The sequence below is a fragment of the Paenibacillus thiaminolyticus genome (assembly GCF_007066085.1).
GTDB lineage: Bacteria > Bacillota > Bacilli > Paenibacillales > Paenibacillaceae > Paenibacillus_B > Paenibacillus_B thiaminolyticus.
Map to the genome: position 1 here is coordinate 5,359,293 of NZ_CP041405.1, position 14,436 is coordinate 5,373,728.

Annotated in this window: 15 protein-coding genes; 10 read left to right on the forward strand and 5 right to left on the reverse strand. The window is 52.7% G+C overall.

Translation table 11 applies throughout. The features are described from left to right. The first annotated feature begins 236 nt into the window (after positions 1-236). Genes FLT43_RS23760 through FLT43_RS23775 form a run of 4 tightly spaced genes read left to right on the forward strand, consistent with a single transcriptional unit; the run spans position 237 to position 2,913 of the window. A complete protein-coding gene (locus FLT43_RS23760) occupies positions 237-410 on the forward strand; it encodes a GapA-binding peptide SR1P (protein WP_087440908.1) in 174 nt (57 codons plus the stop codon). Beyond that, complete coding sequence (locus FLT43_RS23765) at positions 400-1,296, forward strand: phosphoenolpyruvate protein kinase (RefSeq protein ID WP_087440748.1); 897 nt, start codon at positions 400-402, stop codon at positions 1,294-1,296. The genes FLT43_RS23760 and FLT43_RS23765 overlap by 11 nt, the downstream gene beginning before the upstream one ends. Positions 1,297-1,353: 57 nt before the next feature. Next, positions 1,354-2,067, forward strand: coding sequence for a helix-turn-helix transcriptional regulator (locus FLT43_RS23770; protein ID WP_244194039.1), 714 nt, complete (start codon positions 1,354-1,356; stop codon positions 2,065-2,067). Positions 2,068-2,091: 24 nt separating this feature from the next. After that, on the forward strand, positions 2,092-2,913 hold the full coding sequence (locus FLT43_RS23775; protein ID WP_087440747.1) for a pyruvate, water dikinase regulatory protein: 822 nt from the start codon (positions 2,092-2,094) through the stop codon (positions 2,911-2,913). A 223-nt stretch (positions 2,914-3,136) separates the two neighbouring features. Here the strand turns inward: FLT43_RS23775 and FLT43_RS23780 are convergent, their stop codons facing one another. Then, positions 3,137-5,182 carry a methyl-accepting chemotaxis protein gene (locus tag FLT43_RS23780; RefSeq protein WP_087440746.1) on the reverse strand — a complete coding sequence of 682 codons (2,046 nt, stop codon included), beginning with the start codon at positions 5,180-5,182 and terminating at the stop codon, positions 3,137-3,139. Positions 5,183-5,539: 357 nt separating this feature from the next. Here FLT43_RS23780 and FLT43_RS23785 point away from each other — a divergent pair, with 357 nt between their 5' ends. The 4 genes from FLT43_RS23785 to FLT43_RS23800 all read left to right on the forward strand — a co-directional run bounded on the left by FLT43_RS23785 (position 5,540) and on the right by FLT43_RS23800 (position 6,766). Further along, complete coding sequence (locus FLT43_RS23785; RefSeq protein ID WP_255321648.1) at positions 5,540-5,773, forward strand: helix-turn-helix domain-containing protein; 234 nt, start codon at positions 5,540-5,542, stop codon at positions 5,771-5,773. Between the two features lie 56 nt (positions 5,774-5,829). Further along, the gene (locus FLT43_RS23790; protein ID WP_087440744.1) at positions 5,830-6,189 is read left to right on the forward strand and encodes an IS3 family transposase; all 360 of its coding nucleotides are present in this window, start codon (positions 5,830-5,832) and stop codon (positions 6,187-6,189) included. 198 nt (positions 6,190-6,387) lie between these two features. Then, positions 6,388-6,468, forward strand: coding sequence for an IS3 family transposase (locus FLT43_RS30915; protein WP_087440906.1), 81 nt, complete (start codon positions 6,388-6,390; stop codon positions 6,466-6,468). Between the two features lie 64 nt (positions 6,469-6,532). After that, entirely contained in the window at positions 6,533-6,766 is a 234-nt protein-coding gene (locus FLT43_RS23800) for a hypothetical protein (protein ID WP_087440743.1), read from the forward strand. 763 nt (positions 6,767-7,529) lie between these two features. Here FLT43_RS23800 and FLT43_RS23805 read toward each other — a convergent pair. Both FLT43_RS23805 and FLT43_RS23810 read right to left on the reverse strand, forming a co-directional pair. After that, on the reverse strand, positions 7,530-8,477 hold the full coding sequence (locus FLT43_RS23805; protein WP_087441198.1) for a Gfo/Idh/MocA family protein: 948 nt from the start codon (positions 8,475-8,477) through the stop codon (positions 7,530-7,532). A gap of 88 nt (positions 8,478-8,565) precedes the next feature. Further along, on the reverse strand, positions 8,566-9,861 hold the full coding sequence (locus FLT43_RS23810) for an aminotransferase class I/II-fold pyridoxal phosphate-dependent enzyme (protein ID WP_087441197.1): 1,296 nt from the start codon (positions 9,859-9,861) through the stop codon (positions 8,566-8,568). A gap of 248 nt (positions 9,862-10,109) precedes the next feature. Between FLT43_RS23810 and FLT43_RS23815 the strand changes: the two genes are divergently transcribed. After that, complete coding sequence (locus tag FLT43_RS23815) at positions 10,110-10,895, forward strand: helix-turn-helix domain-containing protein (RefSeq protein ID WP_087441196.1); 786 nt, start codon at positions 10,110-10,112, stop codon at positions 10,893-10,895. Between the two features lie 78 nt (positions 10,896-10,973). Here the strand turns inward: FLT43_RS23815 and asd are convergent, their stop codons facing one another. Beyond that, a complete protein-coding gene (gene asd / locus FLT43_RS23820) occupies positions 10,974-11,792 on the reverse strand; it encodes an archaetidylserine decarboxylase (RefSeq protein WP_087441195.1) in 819 nt (272 codons plus the stop codon). 162 nt (positions 11,793-11,954) lie between these two features. After that, positions 11,955-13,043, reverse strand: coding sequence for a YheC/YheD family endospore coat-associated protein (locus tag FLT43_RS23825; protein WP_087441194.1), 1,089 nt, complete (start codon positions 13,041-13,043; stop codon positions 11,955-11,957). 200 nt (positions 13,044-13,243) lie between these two features. On the opposite strand from FLT43_RS23825, the gene FLT43_RS23830 reads away from it, so the two are divergent. Continuing rightward, positions 13,244-14,392, forward strand: a complete 1,149-nt coding sequence (locus FLT43_RS23830) for a glycosyltransferase family 4 protein (RefSeq protein WP_087441193.1) — start codon at positions 13,244-13,246, stop codon at positions 14,390-14,392. Positions 14,393-14,436: the final 44 nt, after the last annotated feature.

Here is a 14,436-nt window from a genome sequence, read left to right on the forward strand (position 1 = left end):
ATATGACGTATTAAATAATTAAATATTGTGTGTTATTAAATAATATGATATATAATATGGAAAAGCAATCCGTTATTTTGTCCAGTCAAACGAATTGTTGCAAGAATATGATGGTTTATGCCGTCATATTTATAGGGTATCAGCCAGAAGCTTCCGCGATCACCGTCATTAATGACACCATAATGCATCGCGTTAGGATACCCGTCACGATGACTGAGGAGAGGTGGATGTGTGTGATGGAACAAACCCAATGCAAGCCGCTATTGGGCGTCATTCTCTGCAAACAATGCAACCGGTTTATCGCAGAACAAGATACGGAACGGGTAACGGTCTATTACATGGACTGCAAATCACATGGCTGTCACGAGGATGCGGCATCGGAAAGAGAGGTACAGTACCTTGAAGTCTAGTGCGCAGCCGGCATGGCATCAGGAAGCGGAATGGAGCGAGGGCGGGCAGGCGACGTATTTTCGCCTCATTCGCCGCACCGGTTCCGCATGGGGACACATATGGGATGAAGACAGTTCAGGGCAGAGAGCAGCGTTCAGCCGCACGGTCATGCGCTGCTGGAAGCGTTCAGACATTCATGTTGCGCTCAGCCAGGAAGCCGCTCATATTTTGCTCACCTCGGGTTCGGAGCCGCTCTTGACGCCGGAACGAATCCGGCTGGTGAGGGAGATGCTGCAGGCGGTCAATGGGCCTGAGCGAAGCGCCGCTCTTGACAAGCTGGTTCCGTTCATGACGTCCGAATATGAGTCCTTCATCAAGTCGGCCTCATCGTCACGCCCCGTGCATCTATATATCATACTGGCGGATGCCCGCTTGAAGGAAGCGCTGCCGAGCCTGACGGATATCGAGCAGCGGATGGAAGTGCTGCAGCGCCTGGCTGCGGAATCGGAAGGGCGCAGCCTAGAGAAGGTGAACCAGCAGTGGTTCGTGTTGCGCCGCTGGAAGGAATGGCTGATTGCCGATGAGGACCGGAAGCCGGCCTTCATCTCGGACGCCGTGCCGGATTGGATCGATATGCAGGCGGAAGCGCTGTTCCGGGCCGTCGATCGCTGTTACCGGAACGGCAGCAAAGCTCATGTCACCGTGATGCTCCCCTATCACTCGGAGGCATGGGAGAAGCATGTCCATATGGCCCGATCTGCCGCCGAGCAGATTATGGGGGAGACGGCCAAGCGAAGCGGCCCGTTAGTCGGCCTGTGGATTACGGGCGATGAAGCGGGGGTAGATGAAGATGAGCGGATTACAGATCCCGATATCGTATGGAGATGCTCATTCTCCCCTTATTAAGCCCTGGAGACGATCTTCCTGCCCGGCGGTGAAGATCGTCTCTTCTGTTGGGCATTGATGGAAGCTGTCGAATTGCAGTACAATATAGGGAATGAAGCTGTGCATGAACATGAATTTTGTCGAAGGAAAAAGGGGGGATGCGCCATTCAACTTACGCCGCGCCAATCAGAAATCGTCCAGCTCGTGCAACGGTCCGCGCCGATTACCGGCGAACAGATCGCAGAGCAGCTCGGGATCAGCCGGCCGACGATTCGTTCTGATCTTTCCGTGCTTGTCATGCTGGGATATTTGGATGCCAAGCCGAAGGTCGGTTATTTCCCGGGCAACATTACGGCAGGCGCTCCAAGCGAGCCATTGAACATTCGAGTACAGGACGTCCAGAGCATGCCCATCATCGTCCGGGACACTTCCACTGTTCATGATGCTGTAGTCACTTTGTTTTTGGAGAACGTAGGAAGTTTGATTGTAGCTGATGACGAGGGGATGCTGCTTGGCGTCGTCTCAAGAAAAGATTTGTTGAAGGTAACGCTCGGCAATGCGGTGGCGGGGACGATGCCCGTCAGCTTCGTGATGACCCGCACGCCGCTGATTACCGTGAAGCCGGAGGATTCGATTATCGAGGCCGCCAAAAGGCTGGACGAGCATGATATCGATACGCTGCCTGTCGTTGTACAGCGTGGAGATGCGGCCAACGACAAATGGGAGGTCGTTGGACGGATATCCAAGACGACGATTCTGAAAGTATTTCTTCGCCAGGCGAAGGGCAGGTAAAGGAAGGGAAGGGGAAGCGCAAGCATGGGAGAATCGAGCCAACAATCTCCATACATTGTGACGGTATGCTCCGATTCGTTGGGAGATACCGCTGAATCCGTCGTCCGGGCGGCAGCACGACAATTCCATGGACAGGAAATTATTATTCAACGGAAGAGCCATGTGAAGCAAGAGGATGAAATCAGAGCGTTGATGGAGCAGGTGAGCCGTGAAGGCGGCTTCGTCGCCTATACGCTGGTGCAGCCCGAGCTTCGGGAAATGATGAAGGAAGAAGCGATTCGGCTCGGCGTGCGAGCGGTCGATATTATGGGACCGATGATGCAAGCATTCATCGATACGTTCAACGACTCTCCGAAGCGTCAGCCCGGATTGCTTCATACGATGGATGACGATTATTTTCGCCGCATGGAGGCCATCGAATTCGCGGTCAAATGCGATGACGGGAAGGATACCACGGCGATTGCCGAAGCGGATATCGTGCTGATCGGCCCTTCCCGCACCTCGAAGACGCCGCTGAGCGTCTTCTTGAGCCACAAGGGCTACAAAGTCGCTAATATTCCGTTGTCGCCGGAAGTGAAGCCGCCGCAGGAAATATACCGGATGCCCGGTGAGCGCATCTTCATGCTGACGATGCCGGCCGAGCGTCTGCTGCGCATCCGGGAAGAGAGGCTGAAGAATCTGGGCCTGCCTCATAGCTCCATGTATTGCTCCGCCGAGCGGATACAGGAGGAGCTGGATTACGCGGCCATGCTGGCCGACAAATGGAATTGCCATGTATTCGATGTAGCCGACAAAGCGATTGAAGAGACGGCGAACGCCATTATCCGGCTGCTTCCGTCTTCGTAAGAGAAGGGGCTGTCCCATAAGTAGTTTTTTACTATCTGTAAGATGTTCTCTAAACTTGAAAAGGCCGAGTTAAGGGGTTACATTGCCCCTTGAACTCGACCTTTTTTCCTTATAGTTGCCCACTTTAGCCAAATTGCGGCGAGGGAAAGCCACCCGACCTCAAGGCTTATTTTCGACAGCCCTCGAAGCAGGAAGCGACTAAATCCACTCCCATTTTTGCATTCTATTCGGTTTTGAATTTCGAGGAAGCCTCTCTTAGCTGCTTGGTCAATGCGTCGATCTCTTCAATCATGGAGGCCAACTGTTGAACCATAGCCGATTGTACTTGAATCGTAGAGGTTACCTGCTCAACCGAAGCTGACACTTCTTCGCCAGAGGCAGACAAGTTCTGAGCCAGCTCCATAACATCTTCTTTGCCCCGCTTCATGGTGTCCATTTCGTAGGCCATGCCCTTAATTTGCTCTGTAATGTCAACAACGTTGTTCAAAATGGCTTCAAACGCCAGTTTCGTATTGTCAACATATTGATTTTGCTTGGCAGATACATCTTGAAGGCTTCTTACTGATCCATTTGCCTCCTGCGCCAAGCTAAGGTTGTCTGTGATGATTTCCTCGATCTCGCTTGACTGCTTTGCACATAGCTCAGCCAATTGTCTTACTTCGGAAGCGACAACGGCGAATCCTTTGCCATGCTCCCCAGCTCGCGCGGCTTCTATCGAGGCGTTAAGGGCGAGCAAATTCGTTTGCTTTGCAATCTTGCCAATGGTTTCCGTAATGGAGGCAATACGTAAGGAGCTTTCCTCTAGCTTAGCCGTGATGGCTGCGATTGAAGCAACTTCCTGTTCACTGTCGCCATGGGTATGGATCAACTGATTCACGACTTCATTTCCACTATGGAAGACTTCAATAATGGAATCCGTCCGATCCTTCACAGCGGATGACAATTGATTGACAACTGCAATTTTATCCCCGAGATCACCGAACTTATTTACGATTTGCTCGGTATCGAGCGCTTGGGACTCTATAGCTTTGGCGATTTCCATGGTCGTAATCGATGTTTCCTGAATGGATATCGTCGTTTGCTTGGAGGCGGTGTCCAATTCATTTGTGCTTGTGTTCAAGTGCCCGATTGAGTGATTCATTTGGGAAATCAGGCTCTTATTTTGTTCGACCATGACGGTGAAGCTGTCCGCCAACTCTTTAAATTCGCTCTTGTAGTTGCCCGTTGCGGCAACGGTGAGATCGCCGGACGCCAAGGTCTTGAACAAGTCGGTTAGTCTTGCGATTGGCCGCGTAATCGTACGCGAGATGATAATACCCACCGTCAAGGATATCAATAGGGCAACAAGCGTAATGATCGATATTTTGGCGAATAGATCATCAAGAGGTTTCTTAATGTTCTTATAGCTGTCTTGTACCACAATTGTCCAATCTGCTTTCGGAATTTTTGAATAACGGATAAAGTATTCCGGATCCTCAATACCTCCACGGGATATTTCCCCCTTAACCGGAGTCTGAATGACTGTATTAAACTTGTCGGATTCTACCATATGCCCGATTGCAGAGTTATTGTCTGAGTGGAAGATGGTTCGGCCTTCGCGATCCAAGACCAAGGTGCTTCCTTGCCCATTGCTGTCCACCTTCAGTTGATCTACAAAAAACGAGGTGTTTACGGTCATAATAAACACACCTTCAACATTCGCGCCGTCCCCCAGGATAGGTTGTGCGAACACAACCACCTGACTGCCGGTACTTTTGGATACAATCGACTCGCTGATGAACGATTGTCCTTTCATTGCCGCTTGGAAATAGGCTCGATCCGTGCGGCTGCTTCCAATGTTGTCTCGGTTCGAACTCGCAATGATGATGCCGTTCTTATCGATGAGACTGCCCGTGCTCGTTTTGAGACTATCAGCCATCAGCTTATTCGCCCTCGTGAAAAGCGGATTGCGTTCAGAGAAAAAATCGGCATCCATTAATGAATTCTCTGCCCGAAGCTGCAGCAGGGAGAGGTATGTCTGATTAATAGACGCCAAATAAATGGACTGCTCCTCCAGTTGCACGGACGACCATAAACCTTCACCGATGCGGTTGGCATTCAATATCATGTTGTTCTTGCTTTCCTTCAAAAGCATGTCGGACCCGTACCAGTACAGTATGGAACTCGTTCCGATCAACATGCATACCGCCAAGGTGCTGATTAACAACGGAAGCTTTACTTGCAGTGACATATTCGCGATGCGAATGCCCCACCTCTTAAGTGTTTCCATCCTCGTCTCACCCCTGATGTACAAGATATGTTCCTATGACTCCTATGCAAATCCGATTTTCCATTTACGTATATGCCTCCTTCCCAACCATTTGGAAATATATGATTAGAAGTCTACAAATCTATTCAACGGAAATATTTAAGTGTTTTTATATAGGTAAATTACGGTAAATGAGCGCGGCGAATATTCGAATCATGAAGAAATAAAGAAAGGGGCTGTCTCATAAGTGATATGCTCCCCTTACGGTAGACAGGAGCTTAAAAGCTTACTCAGGAGGAGCGAAAGCAATGACGAAGGGGCGTTCGACGACTTGGCAGGAACGGATCGATATTGTGCAATACTGTCTTGCTCATCAGCATGACTACCGTAAGACAGCGGACCCAGCAAGTCTGCCAATGGGTGAAGAAGTTTGAAGAGGGCGGTCAGGATGCGTTAAAGGATGGTCGGGGAAGAAAGAAAGCGCCGGAGGAATTAACAGAGGCCGATCGCCAAAAACTCGAGATGAAAAAGATGGAATATGAAATCGAGCGGCTTCGGGCGGAGAATGCATTTCTAAAAAAGTTACGGGAATTCCAAAGGAGGCGAAGCTAAGCCAATACCGTCAAGAGAACGTCTACTTTACTATTCAAGCGCTTCAGGAAGAAGCGTTGTTCAGCGTTCAGCTTCTGTGTGAAATTGCAGGCATTTCACGTTCAAGCTATTACAAGTGGCTAAATCGCAAGCCCAGTTCCCATGAGCAGGAAAATGCAGAGCTAACGCATGTCATGATGTCCATTTATGAGAAAGTCGAGCGTACCTTTGGATACCGTCAATTAACGTTGCACATGCGCCGCCAAACGGGAAAAACGATTAACCAAAAGCGCGTGTACCGGCTGATGAAGATACAAGGAATTCAATCCGTCATTCGGAGGAAGAAAAAGAGATATGCGAGATCCACTCCACAGCAGGTGGCTGAGAACGTGCTGAACCGCAAATTCACTGCAGATGCGGCAAATGATGCTTCATAGCGACCGGGGTTTCCAATATACCTCTCTGGACTTCAAGAAGCTCTTGGACGATAACGAAATGACTTAGAGTATATCCCGTGTTGGACGATGCATCGATAACGATCCAATGGAATCTTTCTGGGGAACTCTAAAATGCGAGAAGTATTATTTACACACCTACCATACCTTTGAGGAGCTTGAAAAAGACATCCAGGCTACATCCACTTTTACAATTACGAACGATTACAAGCAAAACTAAACGGCCTCAGTCCGATGGAATTCAGGACCAAAGCCGCTTAATTGATTTTTATTATTTGTACTGTCTACTTGACGGGGTGCAGTTCAAAGGTAGTTTTTAACTACCATGAGACAGCCCCATCCTGCATTTCACAGCTTGAGATTATTTGCCGAAAAACTGCAAAAAACTGCAAAATTACAGTTTTCCCTTATGATATTTACTCTGTTGCAGGAGTTCCTGCAGAACTGCATCAATTTCAGCCATGCCAATGGCTTGAAAGCAAAAAATGGAGAAAAGGATGCCCTTTTCAGGCCGCTGGAACCCCCCTTTTTTTACGAAGGGGTGGAGATGTCCATGTAGACAATCAAAACTTGGCACTCAGAATATTTTCTACTGAGAGACGAGCTCCACGATATAAAAAAAGGGGGTGGATAAAATTCCCATACATTTCTCAACGGCCTGATTTTACGGGATCCAAGAGACCGCGTCGGATCCTGGGGGCATCATTGCCTTCAGGAAGCATCATTGAATTCTGGAGGCATCGTTGCCTCCTGGGACTTGAACGTGTGGAGGCAATTGCTGCTATTTTACAGGAATTTCGGCTCAATGAGTCCACATCCCGAGGACTTGCTGCAAATCTACATCATTTTAGGCCCTTTTGCTTCAGGCCGAAGCGAAACGGGTGAAATTCCTGCAGTTTTGCAGGATTCCCTTTCTGGTCAAGTCGTCCATATCGAATTGCTGTATTTGCGCAGGATTTCGCTTACCGAATAGGCGTAGAAATTGTGCAGTTTTGCGGATTTCGCCTACCGGATAGACGTGTCTAGGGAAATGGTGCACTTTTCAGGCCGTTGGAAATCCCCTGTTTTTTACGAAGGGGTGGAGATTGTCCATTTTCCTGCTCAAAACTTGGACCCATTAGCGTTTTAAATCGATTTTTTCTATTAAGAGACGAGATTCACCACACAAAAAATGAAGTGCCACAAAATCCCTCGGACTTTCTCAACAGCCTGGCAGGAATTGTAGCAGATAGCAGCTAAAAGAAAGTAAATTCCTGTATAAACGCAGGATTCCGCTGCCTCGTCCCCCTTCCGCCGCTTTGCCCCCCAATGGAAGCACGCTGTCACTTCTCGTCCGCGACGACCGCTTCTGCAGCCAGGGCGTGGACAAGCGCCTGGGTCTCACAGGCTTCCCGGCCATCGGTAAGGGGCCGGCCGCCGTAGGTGATGCACCTGATAAAGTGCAGAATCGCATCCTCGAAGCCTCTAATCTTCGCCACGGAAGTCCATGATCCCGCAGATTCGATGCGGCTTACTCCGTTCTCTTCCACCGTCAGTTCGGTCAGATTGCACACCCGATGGGTGGATACGGGGCCGATCCGTTCGACCCGCTCTACATCGATGCCAGCGTGGCGGTGCATGCCTGCAAAAATCGACGGGCCTGTACCATCGGCGGGCGTGAACAGATGATGGACATCGAGCAAATGCCCCTGCGAATTAATATAAACCCGTCCTGTCCAACGCAGCCCATCGCCGGATGCACGGCTGAAATGGCGCACCAGATCGATGACGTGAATATAATCGTCCAGCAGCGTGTCCAGGTAAGGAACAGGCTTCACTTTGCCGGCGCGGTGCTTCTCGATGCGGATCCAGGAGGCTTGTGCCGCTTCCGAGGCCAACGCTTCATAGCGCGGGGCGAATCTGCGGTTGAAGCCGACCATCAACGTGCGCCCCAGCTTCTCGCTTAGCTCGGCCAAGGCCTCCGCCTGCTCCAGCGTGGCGGCAAGCGGCTTGTCGACATAGACATCGATGCCGCGCCGGAGCAGCTCGGCGACAATCTCGTAATGGGAAGCCGTCGAGCTGTGAACGAACATGGCGTCGCAATCCTCAGCGAGGCGTCCGATGCTCGCGTACGGCGCTATCCGATGCTGGGCGCATACGGCGAGGCGCTTCGCTTCGTTCGGCGTGTAGGCGCCGACGAGCGTCCATGCCTCGGCGCGGCCAAGCACCGGCAAATAGGCCTTCTGCGCAATGCTTCCCAAGCCGACGATGCCAATCCGGGGCACTCTCATATGGGTTCTCCTCCCTTTTCATGCCGAAGCCGGCAGCATATCGGGCTGCCGGCTTCTTCGTCATCTGCGCGCACAGGTCACGCAGTTATTATTGGCTAATATCAAGCACGCCTTGATAAATGGTATCGAACAGCTTCTCGAGATCGGATTCCTCGATGCAAGAGAAGGCAACCCGCAAGTCGGTGTCGCCAAGCGCGATTGTCCCGACGCCATACGCGTCAAGCAAATGGGTACGGAGCTGCTCCGCTGGCACAGTGTTCAGCTTGAGGCACATGAAGTATCCGGAATTGAACGGATAGTAGCTCCATACATCCCCGTATTTCCCGCTATCGAGCAGCGATTTGACCTTGTTGGCCCGCGCTTTCATGATGTGGTACTTCTCCTGCTTCTGCGCTTCGAATTCCGGTGATTGCAGGGCGCGCAGGACGAAGGTCTGGGAAGGATGGGGGCCGCTTGAAATGGTCGCGCGAATGATGCCCATCGTCTTCTGTTCCAACGCCGCGAGCACGGCTTCCGACTCTGCGGCATAGGTGATGAACCCGACACGGAAGCCCCATACATATTCTTCCTTGGTCGCTCCATCCACCTTGACCGGCAGCACGTTCGGATGCAGGGAAGCGAGAGACGAGAAAAGGGACTCATGCATCGAATCCTCGAAAAACAAGCCGAAATAAGCGTCATCCGTCACGACAACGAGACGCATGCCGGCTTCCGCCGCCTCAAGAATGGCATTGACGATCGCTTGGCCCTCTTCCCGGCCCGGTGTATATCCGGTCGGATTGTTCGGGAAGTTCAGCACGACGATGGCTTTGCCCTTGTCACGATGGGCGAACAGCGCCTCACGAAGCCCGGCGCTATTGAACTTCCAGTTGCCGTCGTACAACGGATAGTAGACCATCTCGGCCCCGCGGCGGATGTTGAAGGTCAACTCGTAGTTCTCCCAATTTTTATCCGGCATAATGACGACGTCGCCTTCCTCGGCGAACAAATCGGCGACAATGCTTAATCCGTGCGTCAACGCATTGGTCGCGATCGGCATGCTGATAAGTTTGTCAGCAAGCAAAGGATTCTCCTTGATCATCTTCTCTTTCCACAGCTTGCGGAGCTCCGGCTTGCCTGCCGGCGGGGCATACGGGTAAATATCCTTCGGGTTGTAGGCAGACAGCGTATCCTGGATGACGTCCAGATGCATCGGGATGCCGCCTTCCGTCGCGATGCCAATCGTCGCGTTGAATTGCTTCGCCTTGCTCCCCGCTTCTGCGGATTGGCTTAATATGCCTTCCTTCGGGAAATAGATCTGGCGGCCGAGGCGCGAAAGCATGGCGTGAATGTTCGGGTTGTCTCTTTGAATCGTGTCATTCAATTGCTGAGCCAGTGGGTTCATTTCGTCCATCCTTCCAACATCATTCTAGATTGATTTTTCCCATTATATCATCAAATTTCCGCTTTCGTCACGGGGGTGGAGCGAATATGACCCAATCAGGGCGACAGAGCGGCGGCCGGCAAGATTGTGTTCATGAAGCGATTTGTAGTAGAATAGTGCAAATGGTAACAGGCGTTGAATGAGCTGCCATACATTAACTATTATAGAGAATTCCCGAATGGAATCCGGGAAGGAGGGAGGAACCATCCGTGTTGAACGCCGAACCGAATCGATACGTCATTAAGCCGGCCTGCGCGAAGATAACATGCGAGCCGAATTGGAAATGGCATAAGCGTGAGAATGCGATGCCGAATTATGATCTCTTTTATGTATGGAACGGAGAAGGAGAGCTGCAGTTGAATGATGTATCGTATCATCTCAGCAAAGGCAGCTGCTTCCTCTTCCGGCCAGGAGACAATACGGTCGCTTCCCACAATGCTCAGAAGCCGCTGACGCTAACGTATATCCATTTTGACGTGGAAGGTCCTGTCTACGAGATACCCGAACCATACCGTGTTCTGGAGGAGACTGTCGATTTTGAGCATCTGCTGGCCCGTTACGTCCGCTTGTTCCTGTCCCGATCCTACGGGGCGGAGGAAGAGGCGAAGCTGGTCCTCAAGCAGTTGATGATTCATCTCCTGCGCATCGATCGCGAAGGAACCGGGGAACGGAAGACAAGCTATCATCTGTCCGAGGCGATTCATGAGATTGCCAACTATATCCGGCAAAATCCGGGGGCCAATCACCGTATTCAGGATTTGGCGCAGCGCGCCCAATTGTCGCCGCGTTATTTCTCGGTCAAATTCAAAGAGCTGATCGGTACCTCAGTGCAAACGTATATTATCCGCTCCCGCATTGAACGGGCCGAGCATCTGCTGCACCATGCGGGGATGAATGTAACGGAAGTGGCGGATGCGCTCGGATACCGGGATATCTTTTTTTTCAGCAGGCAGTTCAAGCAGTACACAGGGCGAAGCCCTTCTGAAATACGTTGACGGAATAGAGAAAAGGCCGCTTGTGATGAACGTTGCTCCATTCATCGACAAGCGGCCTTCATTCTGCTGCGGGGCCTATCAAGCTTCCCCTGTTCGCGGACTGGCCGGTACGCCCTGAAGCCGGCCCAAGCCTTCTCCCATCTTCACGATAGAGCCGACAGTCAAATCGCTCCGCGGCTCAAATGTACCGTTCTCCATCAATAGAACAACGGTCGATCCAAATGCGAAATAGGCGAGTTCCTGCCCCCGCTCATAGGCGGGAAGCGGCGCTCCGTCTGCATAGTGGATACTGCTTACGTTCAGCGCTCCGACCTTCACGACCGCCACCTCGCCATGTGCATGGCGAAGATACGTAATCAACCGTTCGTTGCGGCTCAGCACGCGAGGCATATGGCGCAGCCCGAAGTCATTCACCGGATACACCCTGCCCGGCACGTGCTCGCTCTCCACCAGCTTCCCGGTGACCGGCGAATGAATGCGATGATAGTCAGTAGGGCTGAGATAGAGCACGAAATAGTAGCCATGCATGTATTTCTGCTGGTAAGGCGAACGGTGCAGCAGCTCGTCCAGCATGTAGTCTTGCCCCTTGACATTGAGAATCGTGCCTTGCTGTATCGGACCCATTCCGGTAATTAGCGAATCCACCGGGCTAAGCAAAATATCGTCGCCGGCAGCAAGCGGCCTCATTCCCGGCTTCAGGCGGCGGGTGAAGAATTCGTTCAGCGTTCGGTATTCAGACATTGGCTTCTCCGCCTCGTCTACTTGTATGTTATAGGTCTTGGCAAAGGAAGGAATCCATCGGCGGCTCCATCCTGAGCTTGCCGCGCGGCCGGCTGTACGCGATACCCATTTGCGCGAGGATAATTCGGTCAGGAGGCGCATCCATCGTTTCTTCATGATTGTTCATCACCTAGTGGCAGGTGCCCTTTCTCCCGGGAGCGGGACAGGCGCCCTGTATATTTGTATTCCGCAGAAAAGAGCGCAAACCGCCCTTCTGTGGATTATCTTGACACAGAACGCCTGTTTTTTCAATATGATAATCCATACGCCGCCGCTTGACTAACTCTGCAGAAGAGAGGCCCCGTAAGCGATGGGATTGCTGTAAGTGGCCTTCCAAATGTCGTATAGCCCGGCTTCGCGGAAGCTGTAGCGTTGATCGCGTCCGTTGCATTCAATGAACAAAGGCTTGCCGTCGGACGTCAACCCGATATCGAGCCCGACATCGGCCATATGGGGCAAGCTGAGGGAAAGCCGGTTCACGATATGAAGAGAGAATGCGTTGACGCGCTCCACCACCTCTAAGACGGAGCAATGCGGTACACCGGCGGCAACAAGCTCTTCAAGCTGATGCACTGTCCCTCCCTGTGCAACGTTGGTAACGAAGGTATGCTGAGGCGCGACCCGGCCGACGATTCCCGTAATCTGCCACTCTCTGCTTCCGTCGCGTTGAACAGAGACTCGCAAATCAAAGGGACGATCGTGGTGCCGGGCGAGCGGTAGCAGCTCCTGTACAAGATAGGGAGTCCGCCGCAGTTGGGCAAGCACGAATCGCGGCAGCTTTCCCCCCGGGAGCTTGGCCTTCCTCCACCTTCTCGATCCGCCGGCTGTTCGCCAGGAATAGACAATGGTCCAGCCGGTGCTGCTGCGCTCCAGCTTCATAATGCCGCGTCCGACACTGTTGTTGTCCGGCTTCAGCACGATAGCGCCGTAGCCGTCCATCAATGCCGCAACGTTGCCTGGCCGGGCAAGCGTCGTAATAGGCAAATGAGGCACAAGTTCGGGATCTTGCTGGAGCAGCACGTGGAGCTTCCATTTTCCGTATCGATTCACCTGATTGAAAATAACCGTGCCGCGGTTCACCATCGACCGGACTCGTGCATGCGCCCCGGAATGGAAATAGATAGCCCGGTTATGAATGACGGACGGAACGGGGATGCGTCGTCTGGCGTAGCCCGTACCGTCTTTTATATATGCAACAGCTTCCATCTGCTTCACATTCACATCTTCCACGCGCATGAAGCACGGAATAACGCCGTGGAGCCTGCCGGCTTCCTCGTAGAAGGCAATGGCTTCATGCCCTGTCTTGTTCCGCAGCAATCCCCGCAGCATGTTCGAATTGAACAGGATGCCGATGCGGTTGTCTGGCATGGAATCACCTCCTCTGAACTAGTGATCTACTGACTCGCTGTCGCTGGTGTATTGTATGAACGAGCTATCGGCTACGAGTGGACGAGTGTAGACGGAGGTTAGTCCAAATTAAGGCCCCGGCTTGGCCGGCGGCTCGCCTGCAGACCCGTCAGCCCGCAAGCCGACATGTCAGACGAGGCAATTAGAAAGGAGAAAGCTGTATGCACAAGGTTGCAATCCTAACGCCAGGATCCTATCCTTATCCGTCAGGTTCCAGCAGTTCGGTGGAGCGAGTTATCGAGAATGTTACCGGTCTCGTGTCGTCCTGTGCGGATATTCGCGTGTACGGCCGAAGATGGCCGGGGCAGGCCGAGTCGGAATGGGTGCGCGGCGTCAAAGTTGAACGGATCAGATCGGCCTCCTTGCGGTTGTATGTGCATGAAGCGATGCGGTGCATAGCTCAGTTCCGGCCCGATATTATTCAGATCGAGAACCGTCCCCGATACATTCCGCTAATGAAGCGGCATTTTCCGCACGCTCGCATTTGGCTGCAGCTTCATTCCACCACCTTCATGCACAGAAAGGCGATTGCGCCGCCTGGGCTCCGGCGGGCGCTGTCTGTTGCCGATCAGATATTTGTGAACAGCCGCTATTTGGAAAAGCAGGTGACACGGGTATGTCCTGGGTGCAGGGAGAAGACGGCCGTCAATTTGCTCGGCGTGGACGCCGAGCGCTTCCCGTCGCGCTGGACCGAAGAAGGGATCCGGCGTTACACGGAAGGGAAACGGATCCGCGGATGGGCAGAGCGGGACATCGTCCTGTATGTCGGCCGTCTCATTCCGCAAAAAGGCGTCTGGGAGCTGCTGCAGGCTGTACCCCGAGTCATCCGTGAGCATCCGCGGGCACTGTTCGTCATTGTCGGGGGCGTTTCTTACGGTTTGAATTGGAAGACAGCGTATGTGCGCCGTCTGGAACGGTTCGCGCGCAAGTACCCGCATCATATCCGGATGGTCCCTTATGTCCCGCATGAGGAGGTTCCGGCTTGGTACGCGCTGGCCGACCTTCTTGCGGTTCCGTCGCTGCGCCGGGAAGCGTTCGGACTGGTCAATCTGGAGGCGATGGCTTCAGGAGTCCCGGTCGTGGCATCCAGGGTGGGGGGGATTCAGGAAGTCGTCCGGAATGGAGAGACCGGACTGCTCGTCCCGCCGTACCGTCTGCCTGTCCGGTTGGCTTCGGCCATTGTCCGGCTGCTGCGGGATCGGGAAGCGCTCCGGCAGATGGGAGAGGCCGCTGACCGGCATGTGCGCAATTCGTTCACTTGGAAGCAGACGGCGGAGCGCTGGGCCAGCTTCATTGACTACCTCGGCTGATGTAAGCCTTGCCCGAGGAATCTCTGTGGGTTGTCCGTTCCTTG